The organism is Pedobacter jaeyakensis, assembly GCF_054461315.1.
This window is the reverse complement of the sequence record NZ_CM136921.1, coordinates 3,986,038-4,007,967: the sequence shown is the minus strand read 5'-3', so window position 1 is coordinate 4,007,967 and position 21,930 is coordinate 3,986,038. Positions and strand designations below refer to the sequence as shown.

Annotated in this window: 17 protein-coding genes; 13 read left to right on the top strand and 4 right to left on the bottom strand. The window is 38.8% G+C overall.

The window, feature by feature from the left end:
• The first annotated feature begins 135 nt into the window (after window positions 1-135).
• Window positions 136-897, top strand: coding sequence for an SGNH/GDSL hydrolase family protein (locus ACXZ1K_RS17790; RefSeq protein WP_458971028.1), 762 nt, complete (start codon window positions 136-138; stop codon window positions 895-897).
• A 76-nt stretch (window positions 898-973) separates the two neighbouring features.
• Window positions 974-2,539 (top strand): S10 family peptidase, encoded by a 1,566-nt coding sequence (locus tag ACXZ1K_RS17785; RefSeq protein WP_458971027.1) that lies wholly within the window; start codon window positions 974-976, stop codon window positions 2,537-2,539.
• 11 nt (window positions 2,540-2,550) lie between these two features.
• On the opposite strand, the gene ACXZ1K_RS17780 is transcribed toward ACXZ1K_RS17785, so the two are convergent.
• A complete protein-coding gene (locus tag ACXZ1K_RS17780) occupies window positions 2,551-4,458 on the bottom strand; it encodes an ATP-binding protein (protein ID WP_458971026.1) in 1,908 nt (635 codons plus the stop codon).
• A gap of 88 nt (window positions 4,459-4,546) precedes the next feature.
• On the opposite strand from ACXZ1K_RS17780, the gene ACXZ1K_RS17775 reads away from it, so the two are divergent.
• Together ACXZ1K_RS17775 and ACXZ1K_RS17770 are read left to right on the top strand one after the other, a co-directional pair.
• On the top strand, window positions 4,547-7,201 hold the full coding sequence (locus tag ACXZ1K_RS17775) for an ATP-binding protein (RefSeq protein ID WP_458971025.1): 2,655 nt from the start codon (window positions 4,547-4,549) through the stop codon (window positions 7,199-7,201).
• Window positions 7,202-7,243: 42 nt separating this feature from the next.
• Window positions 7,244-8,203 (top strand): TIGR01212 family radical SAM protein, encoded by a 960-nt coding sequence (locus ACXZ1K_RS17770; RefSeq protein ID WP_458971024.1) that lies wholly within the window; start codon window positions 7,244-7,246, stop codon window positions 8,201-8,203.
• Here ACXZ1K_RS17770 and ACXZ1K_RS17765 read toward each other — a convergent pair.
• Window positions 8,179-8,664: an SRPBCC family protein gene (locus ACXZ1K_RS17765; RefSeq protein ID WP_458971023.1), complete on the bottom strand. Its 486-nt coding sequence runs from the start codon at window positions 8,662-8,664 to the stop codon at window positions 8,179-8,181. The two genes, ACXZ1K_RS17770 and ACXZ1K_RS17765, sit on opposite strands and share 25 nt — an antisense overlap.
• A gap of 265 nt (window positions 8,665-8,929) precedes the next feature.
• On the opposite strand from ACXZ1K_RS17765, the gene ACXZ1K_RS17760 reads away from it, so the two are divergent.
• From ACXZ1K_RS17760 to ACXZ1K_RS17750, 3 genes are all read left to right on the top strand, one after another.
• Window positions 8,930-10,300 (top strand): ammonium transporter, encoded by a 1,371-nt coding sequence (locus ACXZ1K_RS17760; RefSeq protein ID WP_458971022.1) that lies wholly within the window; start codon window positions 8,930-8,932, stop codon window positions 10,298-10,300.
• 37 nt (window positions 10,301-10,337) lie between these two features.
• The gene (locus ACXZ1K_RS17755) at window positions 10,338-11,402 is read left to right on the top strand and encodes a porin (protein ID WP_458971021.1); all 1,065 of its coding nucleotides are present in this window, start codon (window positions 10,338-10,340) and stop codon (window positions 11,400-11,402) included.
• A gap of 73 nt (window positions 11,403-11,475) precedes the next feature.
• A complete protein-coding gene (locus ACXZ1K_RS17750) occupies window positions 11,476-12,057 on the top strand; it encodes a hypothetical protein (RefSeq protein ID WP_458971020.1) in 582 nt (193 codons plus the stop codon).
• 6 nt (window positions 12,058-12,063) lie between these two features.
• Here ACXZ1K_RS17750 and ACXZ1K_RS17745 read toward each other — a convergent pair whose 3' ends face one another.
• The gene (locus ACXZ1K_RS17745) at window positions 12,064-12,537 is read right to left on the bottom strand and encodes a ribonuclease H-like YkuK family protein (RefSeq protein ID WP_458971019.1); all 474 of its coding nucleotides are present in this window, start codon (window positions 12,535-12,537) and stop codon (window positions 12,064-12,066) included.
• A 171-nt stretch (window positions 12,538-12,708) separates the two neighbouring features.
• Here ACXZ1K_RS17745 and ACXZ1K_RS17740 point away from each other — a divergent pair, with 171 nt between their 5' ends.
• The 5 genes from ACXZ1K_RS17740 (at window position 12,709) to ACXZ1K_RS17720 (ending at window position 17,008) form a co-directional block, all read left to right on the top strand.
• Window positions 12,709-14,016, top strand: coding sequence for a DEAD/DEAH box helicase (locus ACXZ1K_RS17740; RefSeq protein ID WP_458971018.1), 1,308 nt, complete (start codon window positions 12,709-12,711; stop codon window positions 14,014-14,016).
• A 1-nt stretch (window position 14,017) separates the two neighbouring features.
• Complete coding sequence (locus tag ACXZ1K_RS17735; protein ID WP_458971017.1) at window positions 14,018-14,263, top strand: DUF1456 family protein; 246 nt, start codon at window positions 14,018-14,020, stop codon at window positions 14,261-14,263.
• Window positions 14,264-14,390: 127 nt separating this feature from the next.
• The gene (locus ACXZ1K_RS17730; RefSeq protein WP_458971016.1) at window positions 14,391-15,257 is read left to right on the top strand and encodes an ROK family protein; all 867 of its coding nucleotides are present in this window, start codon (window positions 14,391-14,393) and stop codon (window positions 15,255-15,257) included.
• A gap of 3 nt (window positions 15,258-15,260) precedes the next feature.
• The gene (locus ACXZ1K_RS17725) at window positions 15,261-16,079 is read left to right on the top strand and encodes an alpha/beta hydrolase (RefSeq protein ID WP_458971015.1); all 819 of its coding nucleotides are present in this window, start codon (window positions 15,261-15,263) and stop codon (window positions 16,077-16,079) included.
• Between the two features lie 2 nt (window positions 16,080-16,081).
• Entirely contained in the window at window positions 16,082-17,008 is a 927-nt protein-coding gene (locus ACXZ1K_RS17720) for a TIM barrel protein (protein WP_458971014.1), read from the top strand.
• 41 nt (window positions 17,009-17,049) lie between these two features.
• On the opposite strand, the gene ettA is transcribed toward ACXZ1K_RS17720, so the two are convergent.
• Window positions 17,050-18,729, bottom strand: coding sequence for an energy-dependent translational throttle protein EttA (gene ettA, locus ACXZ1K_RS17715; RefSeq protein WP_458971013.1), 1,680 nt, complete (start codon window positions 18,727-18,729; stop codon window positions 17,050-17,052).
• A 559-nt stretch (window positions 18,730-19,288) separates the two neighbouring features.
• Here ettA and ACXZ1K_RS17710 point away from each other — a divergent pair.
• Window positions 19,289-21,826 carry an ATP-dependent Clp protease ATP-binding subunit gene (locus ACXZ1K_RS17710; protein WP_458971012.1) on the top strand — a complete coding sequence of 846 codons (2,538 nt, stop codon included), beginning with the start codon at window positions 19,289-19,291 and terminating at the stop codon, window positions 21,824-21,826.
• Window positions 21,827-21,930 lie beyond the last annotated feature (104 nt).

The following is a 21,930-nucleotide window of genomic DNA, read 5'->3' as shown; positions in this document are numbered from 1 at the left end:
TACTGAAGCGGATCGGATCATTATCAATAATATTTTTTTTCTATTTAAATGTATAAAAAATCCACCCTTTTGCCAGGATGTAATGTAGTTGATGTAAATTAGCCAAGACAGACAGGGGGCCAAGGCAAAATAAAAATGGATAGACGAAAACTCATAAAATCAGTAGCGACAACGGCAATGTTATCGGCAATGTCCAAAAGCAGATTGTTCGCTATGCCAACATTTGCCCAAAATGCGTCAATAGTTTTTTTATTTCAAGGAGATTCAATTACTGATGGAAACAGAGGAAGGACCGATTGGGATTTAAACCATATCATGGGTCATGGTTATGCTTTCAGTATTGCCAGCAGAGTAGGCGCAGATTTCCCAGAACGAAACTTAACTTTCATTAACAAAGGAATTAGTGGCCAGAATGTTAGGGATCTTGCTGATCGTTGGCAGAAAGATACGTTAGATTTGAAACCTGATGTATTGAGCATTTTAGTTGGAATAAATGATAGTGACTCTTACCGTGCAGATCATAAAATGGGAGTTTCTCCAGATCAGTATGACAAAACTTACCGTCAAATCTTGAATCAGGTCAAAGCCCAAAACCCAAATATTATTTTTGTATTGGGAGAGCCCTTTACTTTGCCTTTTTATGGTGCAGAGGGTGAGGCAAACCCTCGCTTAGAAGATGTGAAATTGAGGCAGAAGATCGTCAAACAAATTGCAGCTGATTACAGTGCCGTTTTTGTTCCTTATCAAGAAGTTTTTAACAGGGCACTTAAGCATGCTCCTGAAAAGTATTGGATATGGGATCATGTACACCCAACTGTGGCAGGACATGAATTGATGACCCGGGAATGGCTAAGAATGACGAGTAAAAAGATTTCATTTTTAAAAAAGTACAGCTAAGGTAACAAATTCGTTCTAAAGCCTTTTTTATCCTTGTTTTTTTGATCTTTATGACCAAATCATCAAACTAAATTTCATGAAAGGCACATTTATATTGCTATTATTAGCTTATTGCTCTGTTGTATCTGCCCAATCTTCCAAAAAATCGCCTGCTTCAAGGGTAAGTAAGGAAATTACTTTAACTAAGGACGCGGTTGTTTCCCCAGATAATACAAACTTAGCGCTAAGTAGAAATATAGTTGCCGAAAGTTCGGTTGTAACTAATCATACTTTAAATATTAAGGGCAAGGCGGTGCCATACAAGGCCACTGCTGGTACACTGCCGGTTTGGGATGAAGAAGGTAAAGCAATTGCAGGGCTGTTTTACACTTATTATGAACGTTCAGATATTCATGATAAGTCAGCAAGACCGTTGGTTATTTCATTTAACGGAGGGCCGGGTTCCGCCTCTGTGTGGATGCATATTGCTTACACTGGTCCTGTAGTATTAAACATAGACGACGAGGGTTACCCTGTACAGCCATACGGATATAAGGAAAATAGTGCGTCCATTTTAGACGTAGCTGATATTGTTTACGTTGATCCCGTCAATACTGGCTACTCACGTGCCATCAGCAAAGATGTTCCAACGAATAAATTTTTTGGTGTGCGCGCAGATATACGCTATCTGGCCGAATGGATAAACACCTTCGTAACTCGTAACAACCGTTGGGCATCTCCTAAATATCTTATTGGCGAAAGTTACGGAACGACAAGGGTTTCTGGATTGGCGCTGGAGTTGCAGAGTAGTCAGTGGATGTACCTTAATGGCGTAATTCTGGTTTCTCCAACTGACCTTGGGATTGAGCGAGGTAGTGTGATGGACGCTTCTTTGCGGCTGCCGTATTTTGCGGCAACTGCCTGGTATCATAAGATGCTTCCTGCGGATCTTCAATCTAAGAGATTGACAGAGATGCTCCCAGAAGTGGAGAATTTTACCGTTAACGAATTGCTTCCGGCAGTAGCTAAGGGTGGCTTCTTGTCTATGGATGAAAAGATTAAGATAGCGGCAAAAATGGCAAGATACTCAGGAATCTCAGAAAAAATATTTTTACAGAATAATCTTGATGTCTCTACTGGTCTATTTTGGAAAGAGTTACTTCGGGACAAAGGTTTCACAGTTGGCCGTTTAGATTCGAGATATAAAGGAATTGATCGGGCAGATGCGGGATCTGAACCAGATTTTAATGCTGAATTAACCTCTTGGCTACATTCTTTTACACCTGCAATTAATATGTACTTGCGTAATGAGTTAAATTATAAAACCGATCTTAAATACAACATGTTCGGATCGGTTTATCCATGGGACAATACAGGTAATCGCACAGGTGAAGATCTACGTTCTGCGATGGCTCAAAACCCTTATTTGCATTTGCTAGTACAATCAGGTTATTATGACGGTGCGTGTGATTATTTTAACGCTAAATATAATATGTGGCAGTTGGATCCAAGTGGAAAACTGAAAGAAAGGATGACTTGGCAAGGTTATGAAAGCGGCCATATGATGTATTTGCGTAAGCCAGATTTAGCTGCAGCAAATGAAAGCATAAGAGATTTTATTTTGAAGTCGTTACCAAAACAAGGAGTTCCGGCAAAATATTGATCATGTAGGTTTTAATTGTCGTTGATCCAGGCAATTGCATCCTGGTAATCTTGAAAAAGACGGACGTTAAGTTCGCCCTTTGACGGACCTGTGCTCTTATTTACTGATAGTATGCTAAATGAGTTTGTAGCATGAACCCACGCAAAATATCTTAACCCTTCTTTTTCCAATGATGGAAGCCAGATCTCTCTTAGCCAGTCTGTAGCTTCAGACCAGCTTCCGGGTACATGAGCGTTGTCGGAGATTAACTTTATAGTTTTGAAATGCCTGATCATTTCAAGGATTTTCAGACAGCCGGCTCGAACAGAATCTGCATTTTGGAATCCAGTCCAATCCGCCTCGATACAATTTGATAACTCATTAAATTTAATCGTTATGTATTCGTCAACATAATACTCAGGGTTGTTTCTTGAGGGTAATGCAACTATCAGTTTTGGTAGTGGTAATCTAAAGAAGAACTTAGAACCAATTCCTACGGTGCTTTCAATCCAAAAACTTCCATTGTGTCTTTTCAAAATTTCCGAAGAAATAAACAGTCCCAATCCTAGTCCTTCAAACTGCATATTACTATTATCTGCCCGGTAATAGCGTTCAAAGAGATGATCCATGTCGTGTTGATTGATGCCTATGCCAAAGTCCTGAATTGAGACTATAATGTTCTGTAGGAGTATTTTACACGTAACATTTACACGATCACCGTTTGGCGAATATTTAATTGCATTATTAAGAAAATTACTTAACACCTGTTCGATACGAATCCTATCGCCTGTGTACAAAATATCAACATCACTTTCTAAATTGATCTTGTGTGAGCTAGAGGTGTGTTGAACATTGTCTATCACATCATTAATCATTTCGCTGAAACTAAATTCCTGCATATTATATTGCATTTTACCAGCATTGATTTTTGTTACATCCAGGAGGTCTGATATTAACCTGTCCAAACGAGTGATGTTTTCTGCTGATTTTTGAGCAAAAACGTGTAGCTTCTCAACATCTGTTGATCTTTTTATTAACTGGTTATAAGCTTTTATGCTTGTTAGTGGCGTTTTTAATTCGTGGCTGGCAATAGAAAGAAATTCGTCTTTCATGTGCTCGCTTTTCCTGGCATTAACCAATTCAGTGATGTCATAAGCAAAACTGAGTATTCCGTTCACATTACCATGCTCGTCAAGACGCGCTTGGTACATGATGTTAAAGTAGTAGTCGGTATAGCTTTGTTCCTGTTTGTTAAATAGATTGATTAGAATTTCTTTACCCTCGTAGGTTACTCCTGTTTTGTAAACTTTTTTTAATTCCTGGTAAATAGGATGACTTGCCATTTCAGGCAGGGCTTCAATAAAGGGTTTTCCAAGAAGATCCCGGTATCCGATATGGTGATGGTACAAAGGATTTATAAATTCATATGTAAGTTCTGGCCCCGAAAGTACCGCAATTCTGGCGGGTAAATCTGCAAATAATTTTTCGATGCGCTTGCTGAGTTGTGCAGATTTTGAAGCAGCTGAAGTTTGCTTTTCCAGACTAATTTTTAAATTTCTTTCTGCTAATACCTCTGAAGTAACGTCGTTGGTAGCATGGATAATATAAGATATTTCTCCATCATCATCGAGCACGGGCGTATTGGTGCTGTCCCAATAACGGTGCACAAAATAAGCTACAGGAAGCCGGTGTGATTTCTTGGTTTGGAGCACATTTTCCAAAGAATCTCTTAAGGAGTAGGAATTGGTGTCCGTCTCGTCTATCGGAAAAACTTCGAAAATGTTTTTTCCTTTAATTTCATTCCTGACTTTTAGAGTAAGGCTTAGGTAAAGATTGCTTGCAGTTAGAATAATCAAATCAGGAGACAATATAAGATACATTGCAGGTATGGTTTCAAATACCTTTAGTACCTCAGGTTGGGGTTCCTTTTGCTGCTCCATGTATGATGTTAAAGTAGATGTGCTTCTTCAAACTTACATAATTATACTGTAAAATAAATAGGCATATCTTTTGTTGTGGAAGCCTTCAATGATGTTGACTGAACTGATAAAATCTAAAGACTGGTCTGACACTGCATTAGGCAGACGCGAGGATTGGCCAGAGAGCTTAAATTTGGCCGTAAGCATTAGCCTTAACTCCGGATTCCCAATTGCGATATATTGGGGGAAAGATTTTACTCTAATTTATAATGATGCCTGGAGTAGCATTCCAGGAGATAAGCATCCCCATGCGCTGGGAATGCCGGGAGCAGAAGTGTGGCCAGAGATTTGGGATGGCTTGGCGCCAGAATTCAATAGCGTACTAAACTTTGGTGAGTCAATAAGAAGACCAGATTCTTTGTTGCTAATGAATAGATATGGTTATGTAGAGGAATGTTATTTTGATTATACCCTTTCTCCGATAGTAGATTCGAAGAATCAAATTGGGGGTGTGTTTAATGCTGTGATTGAGACGACATACCGTGTAATCAATGAAAGGCGAAAGCAATTGTTGCACCAGTTGCTCCTTGCTAATCTTTCTAGAAGTACTGCTGACAGTTTGCAGAATATTGAATCACTTTTGGCCGCTGCTACTGAGGATATCCCTTTCAGTCTTTTATTCACTTTTTCGGAAAATTATAAAATAAGAGGAGAAGTAGTTCTTTATACAGGAACAGCAACTAAAGAAATTGTAAAAGCAAGATGGCCTAAGCCCGATCCTAAAGATGGAAACAAATCTATTTACATTAATGACCTTGGTCAATTTATAGAGGAACTCCCTGTTAATATTAGGTCAGAGGTTTGTTCGGAGGTCTTGGTTGTACCTGTAAATGCAGCTGATTCTAAGGTAAATGGGTATATGGTCTTTGGGATATCACCAAGGAAACGTTTAGATGATAACTATCAGAATTTTCTGGAATCGGTTGGTTTACATATAGGAAATATACTCAATAACTCGTTTGCCTTTGAGCAGGAGGGATTGTTTGAGCGTGAGCAAGCGCTGAACGAAGAACTTGCCGCTGCAAATGAGGAATTGAGTTCTACAAACGAAGAATTGCAGCAAGCCCAGGACAGTTTGTCTAGCTTAAATGAAGAGCTTGAAAGAAGAGTTGCATACAGAACCAAAGCTTTGGTAGAAAGTGAAGATAGGCTGCAGAGTATGATTATGACTTCTCCAGTTGGTTTGGGTGTGTTTAGAGGTCGCAATTTGAAGATAGAGATGGCAAACCAGCCGATGCTAGATATATGGAGCCGAACACGGGAGCAGGTAATTGGTAAAGAACTGGTGGAAGTATTTCCTGAACTTGTTGGGCAGCCATTCTTAGGACTCTTTGAGCAGGTCTTTAATACGGGAAAACCGATATCCATTTCAGAAATTGAAGCCATTATAGGTACTGCCGAGGGAGAAAAGCGAATCTATGTAGATTTTCAATATTCTCCTTTATATGATGCCGAACGAAATATTGATGCCATTATGGCTTCCGTTATCAATATAACCCCGATGGTTGAATCTCGTAAACTATTGGAGAAAAGTGAGCAGGAACAACAGGCGCTAAACGAAGAATTGACTGCAACAAATGAGGAGCTGGCCATTTCTATGGAGGAGCTTGCAATAAGTGAGCGTAAAAAAGACGAATTTATATCTATAGCTAGTCATGAATTAAAAACACCCCTTACCAGTATCAAAGCTTTTAATCAGTTAATGCAACGTACAGGGGATACTGAACGCATGCGCGGCTTTATCTCAAAATCGGCAGAGCAAGTCCATCGTTTGGAAATGTTAATCAGAGATCTTTTAGATGTAACGAAGATCAATGCTGGCAAAATGAATTATAGCATGGAGCCTTTTAATTTTGCAGAGATGGTTGAGGCAAGTATAGAAAGCGTGCAGCACACTACGCTTACCCACCATATTGTTCTAGAAACTAACGAGGATATTATTTTTACAGGAGACCAATTAAGGCTGGAACAGGTATTACACAATTTCCTGTCTAACGCCATAAAATATTCTCCAGAAGGCAAAAAGGTGATAGTTAAAAGTAAAGTCGAGTTGGGCAATATTGTGGTGTCTGTACAAGATTTCGGGATTGGTATTGCAGAAAAGAACTTAGATCATTTATTTGACAGGTATTATCGGGTAGACAATACAGCCATGCGTTTTGAGGGGTTAGGCTTAGGATTGTACATTTCATCGGAAATACTGAAGCGACATGATGGAAGCTTTTGGATTGAAAGTGAACCAGGGAATGGCGCTATTTTCTTTTTTAGATTACCTCTGCATTCAGATCAACCGATCAGTCCGAGGCTAAAAACGGGAACATATTACCAGGATGAGCACATTACAATTAACTACAATCGTACTGCGTTGGCGCTTGAAGTTGACTGGACGGGCTATCAGGACATAGAAACTGTGAAGAATGGAGGGCTGGTTATGCTGGAGATGCTGAAAGAAAATAATTGTACAAAAGTCTTAAATGACAATACAAATGTATTAGGCTCATGGTCTGAAGCTGCGGACTGGGCAGGTAAGGAGTGGTTTCCAATGATGGAGCGAGCTGGACTTAAGTATTTTGCCTGGGTTTACTCGCCCAGTATGTTTAGCAGATTAGCAGCGAATAGAAGTGTTGATATAGCTATGGGTAATGTGGTGACTCAGTTTTTTACGGATACAACAGTAGCCAGACAATGGCTAGACAACCAGTAACATGAATTAATTTTTTGTAGTTTTGTAAAAATTGCAAACGAATTGGGAACATTACTGGATCAGGGAATTAAAGGCTACAACAATTACGGTACACACCTTAAAGAGAAGTATAAAGGGCAACGTGTTTTTAAGGTGATTGTAGATGGCGGTTTTACCTGTCCCAATCGTGATGGCAGTAAAGGTTATGGAGGTTGTACCTACTGTAATGTAGATTCTTTTACTCCAGAGCTTTCCCGTAAGCTTCCCTCCATCCGCGAACAGCTTGAGCAGGGCATGGAAAGAGGGAAAGGTTTTTACAAAGCTGATAAATTTATCGTTTATTTTCAGCCAAATACCAATACTTATGCCCCGGTACATTATTTAAAGATGATGTATGATGAAGCATTGTCAATAAATCCAGAAGATGTAGTTGGGTTTTCCGTAGGAACACGCCCAGATTGTATAGATGCTGAAAAAGTGGCGCTTTTGGAAAGCTATTCAGACCGTTACGATGTAGATCTTGAAATGGGGATGGAGTCTATTTATGATGAAACTTTAAGTCAAATTAACAGAGGATGCAGTCACGGTGAGTTTGTAGAAGCTGTTAAGCTATTGGAAAACAGTAAATTGGATTTGTGTGTACACACGATATTTGGCTTTCCTTGGGAAACAGAAGAAATGATGCTAGGCTACATACACGAGATAAATAGGTTTCCGCAAATCAAATTTGTGAAGTTCCATCACCTTCATATCGTTGAAGGTTCTATCATGGGTGCCAAATACAAGAAGTCTCCGTTTAAACTTTTCTCTCTGGAAGAGTACACGGATTTGCTTTGCAAGCTAATCCCATTGCTTCGGCCTGATGTGGTTATACAAAGATTATTTGGCATATCGGATTGGGACTTGCTTATTGCCCCAAACTGGGGATTGAACAAATCTGCAATTCAAACCTATATCGATAAAGAAATAGAACGAAGAGGAGTAGTGCAAGGCTCTGCCTATGTATCAGTTGCCGTAGTGTAGTCGCCAAATAACTCGACCACCTTTTTTCTCCTGAATTCGAAAATGTCCTTTACTTTCTTCTCTACGAATAAACTATTGGCCAGGTTACCTATAATGCCGAATGGCAGGCCATAAGTCAGAATGTCTTCCATTGCCGTACCTCCTTCTATTTCTCTGAAGTGGTGTTGATGATGCCAAAATTGATAAGGTCCGAAACGCTGTTCGTCGATAAAATATTTTCTGTCTTCCACATGAGTGATCTCTGTCATCCAGTTTAACTTGATGTTTAGCATAGGTGACACTTCATAGGTAATCAACATACCCGCATACATACTTTTAAGGTGCTCCTTTTTGGAAGTAACTGTAAAAGCCATTTCAGGCGGTGTGATTTTAGCCAAATTCATTGGTGATGAAAAGAAATTCCAGCACTCTGCCAATGGAATAGGAAGCTGTTGTGAAAATGTGAATTGGTAAGATTTCATAAGTAGCTAAAGATACAAACTTATTGCTTTTAGTGATTTTTATTCATTTCTTAAAAATAAAGGTATTTGATTGGTCAATTATTGTAAATACGCAAAAAATTAGAGTATAAATTGTTATTTTCCTATGTTTTAGTCTCAAAAAATGGAATTATATACACTGATTTCCTAAAATTGTTTGGAATCAAATGTTTTTTTATCAAAATAATTATTAGTTTTATCAAAAAATCAAATAAACTTTAATTACAAACAGTTAAAAAACACATTTATGGCAAAAGTTTTATTCAAACAATGGGGCCCACTTGCAGTTTTATTAATAATTGCAGTTCTTGCCCTTTTTATTCCCTTACTTCCAAATTTTGATGAGGGCAAATACAGCGGACCAGATATCGCGTTTGTATTAATAGCTACAGCTTTGGTATTCATAATGACACCAGGTCTTGCATTTTTTTATGGTGGTATGGTTCACCGTAAAAACATTCTTTCAACTATGATTAAGAGTGTTGTAGCTGCAGGTGTAATTACTGTACTTTGGGTAGTAGTTGGATTTAGTCTTGCATTTGGAGAAACGATCGGCGGATTTATTGGAAACCCTAAAACGTTCTTTTTCTTTCAAGGCGTAAACTCAAGTCCTTCATGGAGCCTTGCTGCAACTATTCCACTTTCTTTATTTGCTGTTTTCCAATTGATGTTTGCTATCATCACTCCAGGACTAGTTGTTGGAGCCGTAGCTGAACGTATCCGTTTTACATCTTATATCTTGTTTATTGTATTGTTCGCAATATTTGTATACTCTCCTCTAGCGCACTGGACATGGCATCCTGAGGGCATCCTTTTCAAAATGGGTGTTCTGGATTTCGCCGGAGGTACTGTGGTGCACATTTCTGCTGGTATGGCTGCATTAGCTGGTGCATTGGTGCTAAAACGTAGAAAATCTCACATTGAGCATATTGAAGTTCCACCTGCTAACATTCCATATGTTTTGATCGGAACTGGTTTACTTTGGTTTGGTTGGTTTGGTTTTAATGCAGGATCTGCACTTGGAGCGAATAGTCTTGCTGTGTCTGCATTCTTAACCACCAATACCGCTGCAGGTGCTGCAGGTTTAGCCTGGATGTTCTTTGATGTATCAAGAGGTAAAAAACCATCAGTGCTTGGTTTTTGTATTGGTGCAGTTGTTGGTCTAGTTGCGATTACTCCAGGAGCAGGCTTTGTAAGTATACCTTCTAGTATCTTTATTGGTGCAATCGCTGCTATTATTTCTAACCTTGCTGTTTCATGGAAACAAAAAACAAGTTTAGATGATACATTGGATGTATTTCCTTGCCATGGTGTAGGAGGTATTGTTGGTATGTTATTAACAGGTGTATTTGCAACTAAAACTGTAAACAGCGCTGGCGTTGATGGCTTATTCTACGGTAATGCTGAATTCTTCATCACTCAACTAAAAGGAGTTGTTATCGTTGTGGCATTCAGCTTTATCATGTCATTTGTTATCTTCAAATTCATCAACCTGATCCAACCAATCCGCGTAACTTCAGAAGAAGAAGAAGAAGGATTGGATGCAAGTCAACACAATGAGAAATATTCTCAAGGTACTTTGATCGTTGCAGGACAAGAAGTAGAAAACAAAATCTAATTAGCCCACATCTAAATTTCACTCAAAAACAAACATTATGAAATTAAAATCATTACTGACAATAGCTTCCCTTGCTTTCACTTCTGCAGCTTTCGCTCAGGAAGCAGCTGAGGCTCCACTACAGATTTCTGGTTCTGTTGATACTTATTATAAATATGATTTTGGAAAGGTATCTAATCTTCCAACCAGTTTTGCTTCAGATCATAATTCTGTATCAATAGGTATGATAGATTTGGCTTTAAAGAAAACAACTGGCAAAGCATCTTTTGTTGGAGAGTTATCTTTTGGTCCGCGTGGACAAGGTCAGTCGTTAGTCCCAGCTGGTACTGAATCTTTTCATATTCAGAACCTATATGTAAACTATGCTTTTACAGATAAGTTTACAATGACTGCTGGTTTCATGGGTACTTTTATCGGTTATGAAGTGATATCTCCGGCCGCTAATTTTAACTATTCAACTTCTTATTTGTTTACTAACGGACCATTCCAAAATGCTGGTATAAAAGCCACTTATGCATTTTCTCCTAAAGTTAGCTTAATGGTAGGCGCTTTTAATGATGCATGGAACACTTATACTGCTAATCCTGGATTTGGAGTTTCTACTTTTGGTGCTCAGTTAATGGTGTCGCCTGTTGAAGGATGGACTGCTTATTTGAATCTTGCTACAGGTTATGTTTCAGGAACTGAAGTTGACCTAACTACTGCTTATCAAGTTACTGAAAAATTCAAGTTGGGCTTAAACGTTGCTGATTGGTCTGCAGGCTTAAACGCTGATAAAACTGGATTTACAGGTGCTGCGATTTATCCTCAATATGCATTTAGTCCGGCATTTGCTTTAGGTTTGAGAGGTGAGTATTTTAAGACAAAAGATAACGGTGGTGTACTTTACGGTCCACTTGCCGGAGAAAGTGTTTTTGCCGCGACAATATCTGCTAACGTTAAAGCAGGCGGTTTAACTTTTATTCCTGAAGTAAGATTTGATAATGGATCTGCAACAGGTATTTTTAATGGCGGAACAACTCCAACTACTTTTGTTAAAAGTAGCGGAGCGGCAACTAAAGGTGCTGGTCAGTTCTCTTTAGCAGCAGTATACGCATTCTAAAAAGCTAAACTTTATTTTTTAAATTTGAGGCTGTCAGGAGCATTTTCTGACAGCCTTTGTTATAAAACAAGTTATGAGAATTATCTTTTTTGCTTTCTTAGTGATGTTCAGTTTTAATTCCTATTGCCAGGAGAAAACGCTTCCCATAGATGAGGACGGAAAGTATGCATTTGTAGAAATTAAAGAACTCAAGTTGGTAACTCAAGCTATAATGGCTGCTAATGTAAAACGTTTTTTTAAAGAGAATTCTAAATCTCTGCAATTGAAAAATAGTGAAAGTGATACAGTTTTTTCTGGTAAGGGAAAAATGTTTATCCAGAAAGAGGTAGTAGGCATCGGTCATCCTTCTGGTGATGCTACCTATCAGATTTCGATTTCATTGAGAGCGGGTAAATACCGTCTAGTTATTACAGATATCGTTCTAACTCCCTATGTACGTGACCGGTTTAGCAATTTTGTTCCAGGAACAGTGAGTACTCCTTTAGAACAAACGCCTAGTAAACTAAATCGGTCTGAATGGGAATCTAATATGGCGGCTGTAATGCTTGGCTGTAAAAAGGTTGCAGACAAACTTGGTGCAATGATTGGGAATGCGCCAACTGAACCAAAGAAAGCGACAACAAAACCCAGTGCTGTTTCAACTAAAAACTGGTAACACTTATTAGTGGACCATTTTGTCTGCACAAGTTGAACTGGCAAAGGCCTCTGGTTTAGCTTTAAATATAAAACCCATACTTAAAATGTAGCCCATTGCTTCATTTAATGCTTTGTTAGATTTAAATACCGGATTGGTATTAATATCAGCGTGTACTTCCAAATCCACATCGTATAGATCTAGTAAGTCGCATATGGAGTAGGCTGTTTCAATTGATTTTTGTACTTCAACAAGCATACGTTCTTTTATGCTCATTTTTTGAGGTGTCTTTTCCTGGTGGATATACATAAAACCCCCATGATGCTCCCTCAACAAAACAATTACGGTAGCAAAATCAGTTAGGTCTCCCTTAACTTGAGAATCCGTGCCAATACATACTTTAAGTTTATAACCGCTAGTGGTTTCCCTGATGATGGCGTTTTCCACTTCTTCAAGAATTGATGAGCTAATCAGCTCACCGCTAAATTTTTTCCATGTCATTCGGTTGTCGGTTTACGGTATCATGTTTCTTAAAATTAAGCCTATTAAATTAAAATGAGGTTAAAAATAGGTTGTTTAATTGCTAACAATTATCTTGTTGTCAACACTTTATGTCTCCCTTTATTGTTGTATCACTACATTGTTCGCTTTGTAACCTATCTTTGACGACTTATGCTTGAAAAGATACTTGAGAAATTAAAAATTAATGCGCTAAATGATATGCAGTCTGCATCAATAAGTGCTGCTAAAAAAGGCAATGACATAGTTTTACTCGCACCTACAGGTTCCGGTAAAACATTGGCCTTTCTGCTTCCGTTGCTTAATAATCTGGAACGCCTTGAAAAGGGACGTGTACAGGCTCTGGTACTGGTTCCATCTAGAGAACTTGCATTACAAATTGAGCAGGTATTTAAATTGATGTCTACTGGGTTTAAGGTCAATTGCTGTTATGGCGGACATCCAATTAAAACAGAGCGTAATAACTTTGAACAGCCCCCTGCTGTATTAGTAGGGACACCGGGACGGATCGCTTATCATCTTAGGCACGAAAATTTTGATGAATCAGGAATTACAACATTAGTATTGGATGAGTTTGACAAAGCGCTTGAGTTTGGATTCCAGGAAGACATGTCTTACATCATCAAGAAGTTGTTGTCTCTCAAACAGAGAATACTGACTTCGGCAACAGCAATGGAAGAAATACCTGATTTTACAGGAATTAATAACTCAGTAGAAATTGATTTTTTAAAGGATGTGAAAGTTGTGCCGGATCTAAAGCTTAAAAAAGTGCTGACTACAGCGGCAGATAAATTGGATACACTTTTTCAGTTGATCTGTAAAATCGGCGATAAGCGCACCCTAATATTTTGTAACCACAGAGAGACGGTTGACAGGATTAGCGACTTGTTGATTGATAAAGATTTGGCACATGATATTTTTCACGGAGGAATGGAACAAGACGAGCGTGAACGTGCGCTGTTGAAATTCCGCAATGGAAGTATAAAAATATTGATTACTACAGATCTTGCATCCAGAGGATTGGATATTCCAGAAGTGGAGTGTATTATACATTACCAATTGCCATATACGGAAGATGCATTTTTACATCGAAATGGACGGACGGCACGGATGAATGCAAAGGGAACTGCATATTTAGTTATCGCAGATGACGAGAAATACCCCTTTTTGAAGGGAGATGTTGAAACAGAAAATTTAAAAGGTAACTTTAAGATACCGGCTGACAGTGAATGGCAGACCTTATACATTGCTGCGGGGAAGAAGGATAAAGTAAACAAGATAGACATAGTTGGGCTTCTATTAAAAAAAGGTGGCTTACAGAAGGAAGATGTAGGTTTGATCGAAGTAAAAGACCAGAATTCCTATGTAGCAATAAAACGCAAAATGGTCGGCAAGGTGCTATCAGCGTTGGCTGATGAACGCATTAAGAACAAAAAGGTAAAAATTGAAATAGCGATGTAATATGAGTAACAATGATATTTTTAAGAAATTACGCGTAGCGCTAGCGCTAACTAATGATGATATAATTAAGATAATGGAACTGGTGGGCTTTAAAGTTACCAGGAGTGAGCTTGGGGACATTTTTAGGAAAGATGATCATCCTAATTTTAAAAAGTGCGGAGATCAAATTTTACGCAATTTTCTGAATGGATTGGTAATTTACAAGCGTGGGCCACGCCCTCCAAAGGAAGATGCTGCCACCCTTTAAAAGGTAGGCTTATGACCGGAGGGCGGTTAAATTATTTATTTGTAAAGGTTTGCTAAAACGGTTTAAATAACCTTATTTTAGAAATTGAATCTTTTGGATTCACCTAAACCAAGAATAAAACGATACCATGAACTCTAATCCATCTAAGCTGCCATTTATTGGTGTAGATATCGGGGGCTCCCACATCACAGCGGCGCATGTAGATTGCAACACTTATAAAATCATCGACCACACCATGAAGCGGGAACGCGTTTCTTCTATGGACGAAGCAGAAACCATATTCACATCATGGGTTGAAGCGCTTTCTTCATTGATTCTCAAATCTGGGGTTGAATCGACAAAAATTGGAATTGCTATGCCCGGACCTTTCGATTATAAGGAGGGGATATCTTTAATGCAGGGCATGCAGAAATATGATGCCCTGCATGGAATGAACATCCGTACCATACTATCTGAACGACTTGGGGTTCCAGCTGAAGACATTATTTTTATAAACGATGCTGAGGCTTTTCTTCGCGGGGAATTGGCTTCTGGGGCAGCCTCAGACTTTGATAGAGCTATAGGCATAACATTGGGTACAGGATTAGGTTCTACCAGTAATTGTAGCGGTGAAGTAAAGGATATGAACAAAGCTTTTGCTCCCTTTCTGGATAGCATCGCAGAAGAGTATATTTCAACAAGATGGTTCTTAAAGCGGTATAAAGAACTTACAGGTAATGATATTAAAAACGTTGAACTATTTCTGAACACCGATTGCGCTGATACAAAAGCAAAAATATTTGATGAGTTTGCCACTAATCTAGCTGCCTTTTTAAATGATTTTATAGCTGAAGAAAAACCGCAGGTTTTAGTTATCGGAGGAAATATCGCCAGGACTTGGGATCATTTCATTGTAAGACTCAAGGAACAACTTATAGATAAGTCAGTAGTAGTTAGAAGAACAGAAATGTGGGAAGATGCGGCCCTTGTTGGGGCGGCGTGTAGCTGGGTATAACATATGAAAAGGTATTTTTTATTCCTTGCCACAGTAGGACTTTTGTTAACAGGCAATGTATTCGCGGCACAAGTAGACACTGTAGACACCTACAGTGCAGCAATGAAAAAAAACATAAAAGCAGTTGTTGTTTTGCCTGAAGGCTATAACTCAGGTAAAGCATATCCAACGGTTTATTTATTACATGGAGCTGGAGATAAGTACTCTGGTTGGGTTGAGAAAGTTCCGCTTATAAAAAAGTATGCAGATGACTTTAAGCTTATTATCGTTTGTCCGGATGGAAATGTGACAAGTTGGTATTTTGATAGTCCGGAGGATCCTGCTTGGAGATATGAAACCTATGTAGGTACCGAACTCGTTAATTTTATCGATAAGAAATATAAAACCATTAAAGACAGAAGAGGCAGAGCAATTACAGGATTGAGTATGGGTGGACATGGTGCACTTTACCTCGCTTTTAAGCACCAAGATGTATTTGGGGCAGCTGGAAGTATGAGTGGTGGTGTAGACATCAGACCTTTCCCTTTAAATTGGGATATAGCCAAACGACTTGGTGCAGAGGATAAATATCCTGAAAGGTGGGAGCAAAATTCAGTGATCAACCTGATATATTTACTTACGCCCAATCGCCTTGCAATTAATATAGATTGCGGGAGAGACGATTTTTTCTATGATGTTAATTTAAAGCTTCACGAAAAATTAGTCTACAATAATATTCCTCATGATTTTACAATCAGACCGGGTGCTCATAATTGGGAATACTGGACCAATGCAATTGGCTTCCAATTGATGTTTTTTAATAATAACTTTAATAAGAAATAGTTATGGCTATTAATACAAAAAACCGTAGAAGTTTTATCCGTGACCTTGGTATTCTCGGTGCGGCCGCGGGTATAGGTTCTGTGCTTCCTCTGGATGCGCTGGCTGGTTCCAAAAAAGAATTCTTTAGAATATCTCTTGCAGAGTGGTCATTTCATAAAGCACTATTCGGTGGGAAAATGACCAATTTGGATTTCCCAATGCGTGCAAAGAAGGAGTTTGGCATTAACATCGTTGAGTACGTCAGTCCCTTTTTCAATAAAAAGGAGACCGATCAAGCTTATTTAAAGGAGTTGCTTGCCATTACCAAGGGTGAAGGAATTCAAAATCACTTGATCATGGTTGATGGAGAAGGGGATTTGGGTAATCCAGATGAGAAGGCACGAACAAAAGCTATTGAAAACCATTACAAGTGGGTTGATGCAGCAAAAACATTAGGCTGTCTTACCGTACGCGTAAATGCGGCCGGTAATGGATCTGAGCAAGATGTTAAAACTGCAGTTATAGATGGATTGGGAAGGCTTACAGAATATGCCAGGAAAAGTAAAATCAATATCATTGTTGAGAACCATGGTGGTTACTCATCAGACGGTAAATGGTTGGCTGATGTGATGAAGCAGGTAAATAGTCCTTTTTGTGGCACATTACCGGATTTTGGTAATTTCAAAATTAGCGCCGACAGACAATATGATATTTATCAGGGTGTGAAAGATCTTGCCCCTTTTGCAAAAGGAATTAGTGCTAAAACTTTTAAGTTTGATGAGAGGGGCGAAGAACCTGATATTGATTATACCAGGATGTTCAAGATTATCCATGACGCTAAATTTAGTGGTATTGTGGGCATTGAATGGGAAGGAGATGGATTTTCTGAAGAAGAAGGTATTAAGAAAACCAAATTGCTGCTCGAGAAGATACTAAAGCAGTATGCATAACACAAAAAAAGAGGGGTGTCTGAAAAGTCACCCCTCTTTTTTTACACTAGTTTTTTATATTTTATCCGGTGAGGAGTAGCATCACCCAGACGTTTTTTACGGTTTTCTTCATAATCGCTATAATTTCCCTCGAAGAAATACACTTGTGAATTTCCCTCAAAGGCAAGGATGTGTGTGCAGATTCTATCAAGGAACCACCTATCGTGACTAATTACTACTGCGCAGCCTCCAAAATTCTCCAGAGCTTCTTCCAATGCCCTTAAGGTATTAACGTCGATGTCGTTTGTGGGCTCATCCAGAAGCAAAACATTAGCGCCTTTCTTTAAGGTAATAGCAAGATGTACACGATTACGCTCACCACCAGAAAGGATATTTACTTTTTTCTGCTGATCACCTCCATTAAAGTTGAATTTCGAAACATATGCGCGCCCATTCACCGCTTTATTACCCAGTTGGATGTTATCCAGGCCATCAGTAATATTTTCGTAAACAGTTTTGTCACCTTCCAAATCGTTATGCATTTGGTCTACATAACCCAATGCCACAGTCTCTCCAACGCGGAAGGTTCCTTCATCAGGTGTTTCCTGTTCAGTAATCAAGCGGAATAATGTTGTTTTACCTGCACCATTGGGGCCAATAATTCCAACGATGCCAGCTGGAGGTAATGAGAAACTTAGGTTTTCAAACAAAATTTTATCTCCGTAAGATTTCGTGACGTTGTTGGCTTCAATAACTACATTTCCTAATCGTGGACCTGCAGGGATGAATAGTTCCAGTTTGTCTTCTCTTTCTTTTGAATCCTCAGAGGCTAGCTTATCATAGTTGGATAACCTTGCTTTAGATTTTGCATGCCTTGCTTTAGGAGCCATCCGTACCCATTCTAATTCACGTTCCAGTGTTTTCTGGCGTTTACTCTCTGTTTTTTCTTCTTGTGAGAGGCGTTTCGCTTTCTGATCTAGCCATGATGAATAATTACCTTTCCATGGAATACCTTCTCCGCGGTCAAGTTCAAGAATCCACCCGGCCACGTTATCTAAGAAATACCTATCGTGAGTAACCGCAATTACAGTCCCTTTGTAGTCTTTCAAAAACTGCTCCAGCCAGTCAATACTCTCCGCATCCAGGTGATTGGTTGGTTCATCCAGCAATAGTACATCAGGTTCCTGAAGAAGTAGGCGACACATGGCCACCCTGCGGCGCTCTCCTCCTGATAATACCCCAATTTTGGTATCAGGATCTGGGCAACGCAAAGCGTCCATTGCACGCTCGAGTTTTATGTCCAGTTCCCAGGCATTAGTAGCATCAATCTTGTCTTGCAGCTCACCTTGTTTTACCATTAGTTTATCCATGGCATCTGCATCTTCATAAATCTCAGGCAAACCAAACTGTTCGTTAATTGCTTCGTATTCCTTTAAAATGGCGGTAATTTCTGAAACACCTTCCTCTACAACTTCTCTTACTGTCTTATTATTGTCCAGTTCAGGTTCCTGTGCCAGGTAACCAACTGTATAGCCCGGAGAGAAAACCACTTCTCCCTGAAATGCCTTATCAATACCTGCAATGATTTTTAGTACTGATGATTTTCCTGAACCGTTTAATCCGATAACACCAATTTTTGCACCGTAGAAAAAAGAAAGGTATATGTTTTTTAAAACTTGTTTCTGAGGAGGGTAAATCTTATTTACCCCAGCCATGGAGAAGATTATTTTTTCGTCTGACATCTTTATATGATTAAAATTTTAGCGTAGAATTTTTCTTTACAGCCTCTACTTTTGTAGCAAAGATAGGAAAGCTTACTGAGTTAAAAAGTAGTCTGTCGCAAGCCGTTCTAAATTTTTGAGTCTTTCCAATTAATCACGTAATTAAATATTGTATGCCATCATCATCGCTGCAATTAAACTAGGCTCTGGTTGCTCTACGGCCATTTAGATTACGCAAAAGGTTCCTGACATTTTGAACGTTTAAATAATTATTTAACCAGTTTTGACAGCGTTCTATTTGCAATAGAAACCTTACATTTTAATGGCATATGGTGTTTTTGTTTAGGTTTTGTTGAAATAATATGCCCTTCAGAGCTTGGAAAGGTAGATTTTGGTTTTCGGAATGTTATAGGTTGATTAATGTACATCAGTCAAAAAACAACAACATTCATGTAATTACGTCATATGTTGAATCTATTTCTTGCTGGATGGCGTAATTGTTGATAAAATAAACATGTCAGGGGTGCATTTATAAAACAAATTTTATAGTTTAGAGCATTCCGGATTTAGAAAGGTATATATGGAAGCGAAATTTTCTCCACAAGTAAAAGACGTGATATCTTTTAGCAGGGAAGAAGCCCTGAGATTAGGTCACGATTATATAGGCGCAGAGCATCTGTTATTGGGCCTGATTCGCGAAGGCGACGGTATGGCAATCAAGATATTGAAATCATTAGGAGTTGATACTTCAAAGCTTCGCAGGTCAATTGAAGATTCAGTTAGAGGAACTTCAAGTGTTACTGTAAATCTTGGAAATATCCCCTTGACCAAGCAGGCTGAAAAAGTATTAAAGATCACCTATTTAGAAGCTAAAATATTCAAGAGTGATTTGATTGGAACAGAACATTTATTGTTATCTATTTTACGTGATGACGATAATATTGCTTCTCAGATCCTGTTGCAGTATAGTGTCAATTATGAAATATTTAAACAAGAGGTAGAGGTGAATAAGAACGGTTTCAGGGATGATCCGCAAAATAGCGCTTCCACAGGTGATGATGATTACCGTGAAGATGAATCTTTCAGCACTCCGAAAAAGGTTTCTGATATTAAGTCTAAGACTCCTGTGTTGGATAACTTTGGAAGGGATTTGACGAAAGCTGCTGAAGAAGGTAGATTGGATCCTATTGTTGGCCGCGAAAAAGAAATAGAGCGTGTATCACAGATTTTATCCCGTCGTAAGAAAAATAATCCGATACTAATTGGTGAGCCAGGTGTCGGTAAATCTGCAATTGCAGAGGGATTGGCCTTAAGGATCGTACAACGAAAGGTATCAAGGGTATTGTTCAATAAACGAGTGGTTACTTTAGATCTTGCATCTCTTGTAGCAGGAACTAAATATCGTGGACAGTTTGAAGAGCGCATGAAAGCCGTGATGAACGAGCTAGAAAAATCTACAGATGTGATCCTTTTCATAGATGAGATACATACTATTGTAGGCGCTGGTGGTGCTTCTGGGTCCTTGGATGCTTCAAACATGTTTAAACCAGCTTTAGCTAGGGGTGAGATTCAATGCATTGGTGCTACTACCCTTGACGAGTACCGTCAATATATTGAAAAAGATGGCGCGCTTGACCGTCGTTTTCAAAAAGTAATGATCGAACCAGCTACGCCGGATGAGACTATTGAAATACTTAATCGTATTAAGGAGAAATATGAAGATCACCATGGGGTAACTTATACAGATGAGGCTATTAATGCATGTGTGGCGTTGACGTCTAGATACATCACGGATAGGTTCTTGCCTGATAAAGCTATTGATGCGCTAGATGAAGCAGGTTCAAGGGTGCATTTAACTAATATTCATGTTCCTGAAAACATTATTGAAATTGAAAGCAAGATCGAAGAGATCAAATTGGAAAAGAACAAAGTAGTTAAAAGTCAGAAATATGAGGAAGCTGCTAAGTTAAGAGATACAGAGAAAAATTTACTGGAAGAACTCGACCGCGCAAAAGCTGCCTGGGAAAATGAAACTAAAGCTAAAAGATATACTGTATCTGAAGACAATGTAGCAGAGGTAGTATCGATGATGACTGGCATTCCGTTGCAACGTGTTGGACAAACAGATAGCATCAAATTGCTGAATATGTATGAAACGGTTGCTGAAAAAATTATTGGTCAGGATGACGCCATCAAGAAACTGACAAAAGCAATTCAACGTACAAGAGCTGGGTTAAAGGATCCTAAAAAGCCAATTGGTTCATTCATATTCCTAGGTCCAACAGGTGTTGGTAAAACAGAGTTAGCAAAAGAACTTGCCAGATTCATGTTTGACAGTGATGATTCACTGATACAGATAGATATGAGTGAGTACATGGAGAAATTTGCGGTTTCTCGTTTAGTAGGTGCGCCTCCGGGATATGTTGGTTATGAGGAAGGTGGCCAGCTCACTGAGAAAGTACGTCGTAAACCTTATGCAGTTATCCTTCTTGATGAAATTGAGAAAGCCCATCCAGATGTATTCAATATTTTGTTGCAGGTATTAGATGAGGGTCAACTTACTGACAGTTTGGGAAGAAAAGTTGATTTTAGAAATACAATCATCATTATGACTTCAAATATAGGTGCACGCCAATTGAAGGACTTCGGTCAAGGTGTTGGTTTTTCGACTACTGCTAAAGTTAACCAGGTTGATGCACACTCCAGGGGCGTTATTGAAAGTGCGTTAAAACGGGCGTTTGCTCCAGAGTTTTTAAATCGCGTGGATGATGTAGTAGTATTCAATACTTTAGGTAGGGATGAGATCTTTAAAATTATTGATATTGAATTAAAATCTCTATTTGGTCGTGTACACAACTTAGGTTATGAAGTGAAGCTAACTGATAAGGCAAAGGATTTTATAGCCGACAAGGGCTTTGACAGTAACTTCGGAGCCAGACCATTGAAAAGAGCTATTCAAAAATACCTGGAAGACCCTATTGCGGAAGAAATCCTTAAGGGCGAAATCCATGACGGAGATACTTTGGAAATAGACTATGATAAAGAGAATGATCTAATCGTAGTAGAGAACAGAAGTCCGGGTAAGAAAAAGAAAAAAGAAGAAGGTAACGTAGAGTAATGTTATCTACTTAATGCAAGCCCTCTGGAGATTAAAATTTTCAGAGGGCTTTTTTATTATCATTATTTTAAACTCATCGCTACATAGTGTTAGTTTTACACATT